Consider the following 7,403-nt stretch of genomic DNA (forward strand, 5'->3'; position numbering starts at 1 on the left):
GCGGTCGGTGATCTGCATGAAGCCATACTCGTCGATGGTCGAGACGTCGCCGGTGTCGAAATAGCCCTCATGGTCGAGGATGTCGCCGCCCTCGCCCTTGAAATAGGCCCCCGAGATGGTGGGTCCCTTGATCATCAGTCGGCCATAGGTGTGCCCGTCATGGGGCATTTCCTGACCGGCGTAGTTCTTGAGCTTCAGTTCGACGCCGAGCGGCGGCATGCCCTGTTTGACCCGCCACTTCATGCCCTCGTCATACGGCAGGGCGGCGAGCTCGGGCGTCAGGATTGAAATCGTGCCGATGGGCGAGGTCTCGGTCATGCCCCAGCCCTGGACCACCTCGATGTCGAACTCGTCGTGGAAGGCGCGGATCAGGCTTTCCGGCACGGCCGAGCCGCCGATCATCACCCGCTTGACCGTCGGAATGGTCAGATTGTTCTCGCGCAGATGCGTCAGCAGCATCTGCCAGACCGTCGGAACGGCGGCCGAGAAGGTCACGCCCTCCGACACGATCAACTCATAGATGGCCGCCCCGTCCATGCGCGCGCCGGGCATGACCAGCTTGGCGCCGGAAGCCGGACCGGCGAAGGCGATGCCCCAGGCATTGGCGTGGAACATCGGCACCACCGGCAGGATCACCTCTTTCGGCGAGGGCCCCAGGACGGTGGACTGCATGCCCAGCAACGTATGGATGAAGTTCGAACGGTGCGAATACAGCACCCCCTTGGGGTTTCCGGTCGTGCCGGAGGTGTAGCAGAGGCCGCAGGCCGTCTGTTCGTCGAACCCGCCCCAGACCACGTCTTCCGAGGCCGCGCCGAGCAGGGCCTCATAGCATTCGGCGCCCGGCAGCTTGGTCGCCGGCATGGTCAGTTCGTCGGTCATCACCACCACCCGCTTGACCGTGGGGCAGTGCGGCAGGATGGCCTCCAGCAGCGGGATGAAGGTCAGGTCGACGAAGATGATCTTATCTTCGGCGTGATTGATGATGTAGATCAGCTGTTCCGGGAACAGGCGCGGGTTCAGTGTGTGGCACACCGCGCCGATGCCCATGATGCCATACCAGACCTCCATGTGGCGGCTGGTGTTCCATGCGAGGGTGGCGATCCGGTCGCCCACCTTCACGTCCCAGCCCTGAAGCACGCTGGAGACGCGCTTTGAGCGGGCGTGGATCTCGGCATAGGTGGTGCGGATGATCGGGCCCTCGACGGACCGGGTCACCACCTCCCGATGGCCATGCCAGTTCTTCGCGTGGTCCAGGATTTTGTCGACCGTCAGCGGCCAGTCCTGCATCATTCCGAGCATCACGATCCCTCAAGCCTGCGCCTGCTTTGTGAGGCGCTTGAACGGCACGCTATCGGCGTGATCGGTGATAAGCAACGTGACGTCAGGTCACCCCGCCGCTCCGACGGACTTGGCGAACCCTCCTCCCCGGCCCTAGAAGCGGCTTATGCCCATCCTCATCGCCATCACCGGCGGCTCCGGCTCCGGCAAGAGCACCCTCGCCGAGGCCCTCGTCTCGGCCCTGCCCGACGGGGCGGCGGTGCTGCTGCGCGAGGACTCCTACTATCGCGACGCGGCCAGTCTGCCGGACTTCGACCCGGCCACCTTCGACTTCGACGACGTGACGGCGCGGGATCACGAACTCATGATCCGCGATCTGTCCGCGTTGAAGGCGGGGCGCGACATCATGGCTCCCCTCTACTCCTTCATCCACCACGGCCGGGAGCCGGGCGGCGAGCCGATCCGGGCCGCAGAGGTTGTGATCGTCGAGGGCACCCATGTGCTGTGCACGCCGGGACTGGTCGCCCTGTTCGACATCCGGGTGTTTGTCGACACCCCCGCCGACATCCGCTTCATCCGCCGCCTGCTGCGCGACCAGACCGAGCGCGGCCGCACCCCGGATTCGGTGATCGCACAGTATCTGGCGACCGTGCGTCCGGGGCATGAGCGGCTGACAGAACCCTCGCGATTGAATGCCGACTTCATCGTGGCGGACGCGACCGCCGCCGTTCGGCTGGAAGACGCCCAGGCCGTGGTCCGGCTGGCCGCTCCCGTGCTGGCCCATCCGTTGCTGGCGCCTCTGATCGGCGGCCATGCCGGGAACAACGTTCGATCAGCCCTTGACCCATCATACGCTCAAGCTTCACCATAAGCGCTTCAGCGAGTGATGAATTCCATGCACGGCCCCGGCGTCGGTTCTTCCGTTCCTCTCGACCCCAAACGACAGGCGATCCTCCGACACGCCCGCAAGGCCTTCGTCAGCGACGGCTATGCCGCGACCCGGATAGAACCTATTGCGCGGGAAGCCGGCGTTTCGACTGCGACCCTGTACGCCCTCTTCGACGGCAAGGCGGAGCTCTTCTCCGCGGTCATCGACGACGCCGGCGCGGATTTCGCCTATCAGATGACCAGGGTTGGAGCCATCGAGGGCGACGCGCGCCAGCAGTTGACCACCTTCGCCGATGCCTACGCCGGCTTCATGAGCGACCCGTTCGTCCGCGCGGTTTTCCGGCTGGTGATGGCCGAACGCCCCCGGTTCCAGGCCGTGGCGCTGCGGTTCTTTGAAAAGGGCCGGGAGACGTTCGGCGCAACGCTGATCGCTATGCTGGTCACGCTTTCGAAGGCCGGATCCCTGCGGCCGATCGAGCGACCATCCCGGGCGGCGGGCCATTTGATGGGGATGATAGAACACCCGGTCTTCTTCGTGCCGCTGGTCACCGGGGACGAGATCCAGGTCCGGCGCACGAATGCCGAGGTCGTCGAGGACGCTGTCGAGACCTTTCTGGCCCGCTACGGGGCCTGAAGGCCCGGGACCTCGAAAGTCAGGGCCACAGGCGGGTCTTCACCCAGTCCGCGCCCGTGCGGTCGAACCTCAGCCGGTCATGCAGACGGAACGGGCGGTCGCGCCAGAATTCGATGCTGTCGGGAACCACGCGCCAGCCGGTCCAGCGTTCCGGCCGCGGCACGTCCTTGCCCTCGAACCGGACAGTCTCGCGCGCCACAGCGGCTTCCAGCGCTTCACGGCTGTCCAGCGGCCGGGACTGGTCCGAGGCCCAGGCGCCGATCCGGCTCTCGCGCGCCCGACTGGCGAAATAGGCGTCGGCTTCCGCCGCCGTCACCGGTTCGACCGCCCCGCGCACCCGCACCTGGCGGCGCAGCGATTTCCAGTGGAACAGCAGGGCCGCGCGAGGATGCGAGGCGAGGTCCAGCCCCTTGGCGCTCTCGCGGTTGGAATAGAAGGTGAAGCCGCGCGCATCGACGTCCTTGAGCAGCACGATCCGGGCGTCCGGCGCGCCGGCGGCATCGATCGTCGACAGGGTCATGGCGTTGGGATCGTTCGCCTCGGTCCCGGTGGCGTCGCCCAGCCAGTCGATGAACAGCCCGATCGGCTCGGCGCGCTCGAAGATGGTCTCGTCGCCATTGGCGGCCAGGGCCGCGGCATAGTGCTCCGCATAGTCCTCGCGGCTCGGGCTGGGGGGGATCACAGGCATGGTCATGGATTGCAGATAGACCGTCGCGGCCCCGCTGGGGAGAGGCTTCACGGTTAACCGGGCCTTGACCATGTGCAGGGCCTTAGTGCGCGGATGCGCGCCCGGTCCCTTCCTGAAGTCGCCTCGACCCGTGAGGCCTACGCCCTGCTTGGCCTGACCGGCCCCGTGGACGGCGAGGCCCTGACCGCCGCCTTTCGTATCGCGATCAAGGCTGCGCGGCCCGAGGTCGCAGGCGGCAGCGAGGTGCGGTTCCGCAAGACGATCGCAGCGTGGCGGCTGATCCAGCGGCAGACCGCGCCACTCGCGCTGGCGGCGCCTGCCGCCCCGCCTCCCGTGGCCCCGGTGCTGGCGATCAGTCCGCTTGACGCCCTGAACGGCGGCGCGGTCGAGGTGCGGATCGGCGGACGCGTGCTGCGCGTCCGGGTTCCCGCGGGCCTGCGCACCAGCGAGCACCTGCGGCTGAAAGCGGCGGGCGAGGACGGGGCGGACCTTTACCTGCCGGTGCTGGTGCGCGGCGCGCACGGGCTCAGCGCCGTCGGCGACGACCTCTATATGACCTGCCCTGTGTCTCATCGCCTGCTGGCGGATGGCGGGCGGCTGGAGGTCGAGACCCATGCGGGCCCCCGGTCCGCCTGGCTGGTGGCCGGCCAGCAGCCCCTGCGACTGCGGCTCAAGGGGTTGGGCCTGCCGGCGCGGGGCGCCCGGCCGCAGGGGCATCTGTTCGTGACGCTGGAGCCGTCCGAGGACGCCCCCTCGGCGGCGGAAGACCTGCTGATCCGCTTCACGCGCGTCTGGACGCCGGACCGGCTGGCGGCTTAGGTCGTCTCATGTCCCACAACAGCTTCGGCCATCTGTTTCGCGTGACCACCTGGGGCGAGAGCCACGGGCCGGCGATCGGCTGCGTCATCGACGGCTGCCCGCCCCTGATCCCCCTGACCGCGGCGGACCTGCAGCCCTGGCTGGACCGGCGCAAGCCGGGCGGCAGCCGCTTCGTCACCCAGCGGCAGGAGAGCGACACGGCCCGCATCCTGTCGGGCGTGTTCGACGACGGGAACGGCCTCGTGACCACCGGCGCGCCCATTTCCATCCAGATCGAGAACGAGGACGCCCGCTCGAAGGACTATGGCGAGATCGCCCGCGCCTTCCGCCCGGGCCATGCGGACTTCACCTACCAGGCCAAATACGGGGTCCGCGATCACCGTGGCGGCGGACGCTCCTCGGCGCGCGAGACGGCGATGCGGGTGGCGGCGGGGGCCGTGGCGCGCAAGGTTCTGGGCGAAGGCGTGCGTATCCGCGCCGGCGTCGTCCAGTTGGGGCCACACCGGATCGCGCCGGAGGCGGTGGATTTGGGCGCCGTCTACGACAACGCCCTGTTCGCGGCCTCGGCGTCGGTCGTGCCGGCGTGGGAGGCGTATCTCGACGGCGTTCGAAAGGCGGGGTCGTCAATCGGCGCGGTCGTGGCGCTTGAGGTCACCGGCCTGCCCGCCGGATGGGGCGCGCCACTCTACGGCAAGCTGGACGCTGAACTGGCTGCGGCGATGATGTCGATCAATGCGGTCAAGGGCGTCGAGATCGGCGCGGGCTTCAGCGCGGCCGAACTGACGGGCGAGGAAAACGCCGACGCCATGCGGCTGGGCGCGGACGGGACGCCGGCCTTCCTGTCCAACCATGCGGGCGGGGTGCTGGGCGGCATCTCGACGGGCCAGCCGCTGACGGCGCGCGTGGCCTTCAAGCCGACCTCCTCCATCCTGACGCCGGGCCGGACCATCACCCGAGACGGGGCCGAGACCGAGGTGCGGACCAAGGGGCGGCACGACCCGTGCGTCGCCCTGCGCGGCGTGCCGGTGGTGGAGGCGATGGCGGCCTGCGTGCTGGCCGATGCGATGCTGAGGCACAGGGCGCAGGTGGGGTGACCCCCTTTCAGGCACTGACACTGTTACCTATATAGGCGCCAGCGAGGTTTCTAACCCTCGGAGTCCCGGGAGCATCCCCATGATCGACGTTCGACCCTTCAACACCCTCGGCGGCGCCAACCACGGCTGGCTGAACGCCAAACACCATTTCTCCTTCGCCAACTACTATGACCCCGCCCGCATGAGCTGGGGCCGGCTGCGTGTCTGGAATGACGACGAAATCGCCGCCCAGACGGGCTTTCCGCCTCACCCCCATGCCGACATGGAGATCATCACCTATGTCCGCACCGGGGCCATCACCCATGAGGATTCCATGGGCAACCGCGGCCGCACCGGCGCCGGCGACGTGCAGGTGATGAGCGCGGGCACGGGTGTGCGTCACTCGGAGTTCAACCTCGAGAACGAGATGACCACCCTGTTCCAGATCTGGATCGAGACCGACAAGCCGGGCGCGAAGCCGGATTGGGGCATGAAGCCGTTCCCGAAGTCGGACCGGACCGGGAAATTCCAGGTGCTGGCGTCCGGCGATCCGTCCGATGAGGCTCTGACCATCAATGCCGACGCGCGGGTGCTGGGCGCCACGCTGAAGGCCGGCGAGAGCCTGACCTACAGCCTCGCCGAGGGACGCAGGGCCTATCTGGTGCCGGCGGTGGGCGCGGTCGCGGTCAACGGCGTCTCGCTGAACGCCCGCGACGGTGCGGCGATCAAGGACGAGGCCGAGATCACGATCACGGCCCGGGACGACGCGGAACTGGTGATGGTCGACAGCCTCTAGGAACCACCCCTTCACCTGAACGAAAAACCCCGCCCGGATCGCTCCGGGCGGGGTTCATTTTGTCTGGCTCAGACCGTCAGTGCGTCGCGACGACCGTGCCCGGGTCCTGGACCGGCTGGGCGGCCGGCAGCGGATCCGCTGCCTCGTCCCATTCGACCGGGGTCAATTCGCCGGTCAGGGCCCATTTCAGGGCCTCGTCCGCCGTCTTGATCGGGATGATCTCCAGCGCGCCCTTCACATTCTCGGGCACGTCGGCGAGGTCCTTCTCGTTCTCTTCCGGGATCAGCACCGTCTTGATGCCCGAGCGGAGGGCGGCCAGCAGCTTCTCCTTCAGGCCGCCGATGGCGGTGACCCGGCCGCGCAGGGTGATCTCGCCCGTCATGGCGATGTCCTTGCGGATCGGGATGCCGGTCAGGACCGAGACCATGGCGACCGTCATCGCCACGCCGGCCGAGGGGCCGTCCTTGGGCGTGGCGCCGTCGGGGACGTGGACGTGGATGTCGGTCTTCTCGAACATCGGCGGCTTGACGCCGATGCTGAGCGAGCGGGCCCGGACGTAGGAGGCCGCGGCGGAGATGGACTCCTTCATCACCTCCTTGAGGTTACCGGTCACGGTCATGCGACCGCGACCCGGCATCTTGATCGCCTCGATGGTCAGTATCTCGCCGCCGAACTCGGTCCAGGCCAAGCCGGTGACGATGCCGACCTGATCCTCTTCGTCCGTTTCGCCGAAGCGGAACTTACGAACCCCGGCGAACTCGGCCAGTTTGGCGTCGTCGATCGTGATCGACAGCGTCTTGTTCTTCGACATCTCGCGCACGGACTTGCGCGCCAGACCGCCCAGGGCGCGTTCCAGCGAACGAACGCCGGCTTCCCGCGTGTAGTAGCGGATCAGGTCGCGGATCTGCTCGTCCGGTACGATGAATTCGGCCGGCTTGAGCCCGTTCTCCTCGGTCACCTTGGGCAGGACGTGCCGCTTGGCGATCTCGACCTTCTCGTCCTCGGTGTAGCCGCTGACCCGGATGATCTCCATCCGGTCCATCAGGGGCTGCGGCATGTTCAGGCTGTTGGCCGTGGTTACGAACATGACGTTGGACAGGTCGTAGTCGACCTCCAGATAGTGGTCGCCGAAGGCGTTGTTCTGAGCCGGATCCAGCACCTCCAGCAGGGCCGAGGACGGGTCCCCGCGCCAGTCGGCCCCGAGCTTGTCGATCTCGTCGAGCAGGA

8 protein-coding genes are annotated in these 7,403 nt (G+C 67.8%); 5 read left to right on the forward strand and 3 right to left on the reverse strand.

All coding sequences use genetic code 11. The annotated features are described in order from the left end of the window. Positions 1-1,299 (reverse strand): AMP-binding protein (locus tag B3E43_RS05210; RefSeq protein WP_292027432.1); only part of this gene is annotated, 1,299 nt, incomplete at its 3' end. A 145-nt stretch (positions 1,300-1,444) separates the two neighbouring features. On the opposite strand from B3E43_RS05210, the gene udk reads away from it, so the two are divergent. Continuing rightward, positions 1,445-2,149: a uridine kinase gene (gene udk, locus B3E43_RS05215; protein WP_292027281.1), complete on the forward strand. Its 705-nt coding sequence runs from the start codon at positions 1,445-1,447 to the stop codon at positions 2,147-2,149. A gap of 15 nt (positions 2,150-2,164) precedes the next feature. Next, positions 2,165-2,800 carry a TetR/AcrR family transcriptional regulator gene (locus B3E43_RS05220; protein WP_292027282.1) on the forward strand — a complete coding sequence of 212 codons (636 nt, stop codon included), beginning with the start codon at positions 2,165-2,167 and terminating at the stop codon, positions 2,798-2,800. A gap of 19 nt (positions 2,801-2,819) precedes the next feature. On the opposite strand, the gene pdxH is transcribed toward B3E43_RS05220, so the two are convergent. After that, complete coding sequence (gene pdxH / locus B3E43_RS05225) at positions 2,820-3,494, reverse strand: pyridoxamine 5'-phosphate oxidase (protein ID WP_292027434.1); 675 nt, start codon at positions 3,492-3,494, stop codon at positions 2,820-2,822. 87 nt (positions 3,495-3,581) lie between these two features. On the opposite strand from pdxH, the gene B3E43_RS05230 reads away from it, so the two are divergent. The 3 genes from B3E43_RS05230 to B3E43_RS05240 all read left to right on the forward strand — a co-directional run bounded on the left by B3E43_RS05230 (position 3,582) and on the right by B3E43_RS05240 (position 6,176). After that, positions 3,582-4,307: a DnaJ C-terminal domain-containing protein gene (locus tag B3E43_RS05230; RefSeq protein ID WP_292027283.1), complete on the forward strand. Its 726-nt coding sequence runs from the start codon at positions 3,582-3,584 to the stop codon at positions 4,305-4,307. A gap of 8 nt (positions 4,308-4,315) precedes the next feature. Further along, a complete protein-coding gene (gene aroC, locus B3E43_RS05235) occupies positions 4,316-5,401 on the forward strand; it encodes a chorismate synthase (RefSeq protein ID WP_292027285.1) in 1,086 nt (361 codons plus the stop codon). Between the two features lie 79 nt (positions 5,402-5,480). Beyond that, positions 5,481-6,176: a pirin family protein gene (locus B3E43_RS05240; RefSeq protein WP_292027287.1), complete on the forward strand. Its 696-nt coding sequence runs from the start codon at positions 5,481-5,483 to the stop codon at positions 6,174-6,176. Between the two features lie 76 nt (positions 6,177-6,252). On the opposite strand, the gene B3E43_RS05245 is transcribed toward B3E43_RS05240, so the two are convergent. After that, positions 6,253-7,403 (reverse strand): S16 family serine protease (locus tag B3E43_RS05245; protein WP_292027289.1); only part of this gene is annotated, 1,151 nt, incomplete at its 5' end.

Origin of the sequence: Brevundimonas sp. UBA2416 (genome assembly GCF_002343105.1) — a bacterium.
Lineage (GTDB): Bacteria > Pseudomonadota > Alphaproteobacteria > Caulobacterales > Caulobacteraceae > Brevundimonas.

Bases quoted from the DNA above. Each gene is read 5' to 3' on its own strand.
- udk (WP_292027281.1), top strand. From the start codon at position 1,445: ATGCCCATCCTCATCGCCATCACCGGCGGCTCCGGCTCCGGCAAGAGC.
- B3E43_RS05220 (WP_292027282.1), top strand. From the start codon at position 2,165: ATGAATTCCATGCACGGCCCCGGCGTCGGTTCTTCCGTTCCTCTCGAC.
- pdxH (WP_292027434.1), bottom strand. From the start codon at position 3,494: ATGACCATGCCTGTGATCCCCCCCAGCCCGAGCCGCGAGGACTATGCG.
- B3E43_RS05230 (WP_292027283.1), top strand. From the start codon at position 3,582: ATGCGCGCCCGGTCCCTTCCTGAAGTCGCCTCGACCCGTGAGGCCTAC.
- aroC (WP_292027285.1), top strand. From the start codon at position 4,316: ATGTCCCACAACAGCTTCGGCCATCTGTTTCGCGTGACCACCTGGGGC.
- B3E43_RS05240 (WP_292027287.1), top strand. From the start codon at position 5,481: ATGATCGACGTTCGACCCTTCAACACCCTCGGCGGCGCCAACCACGGC.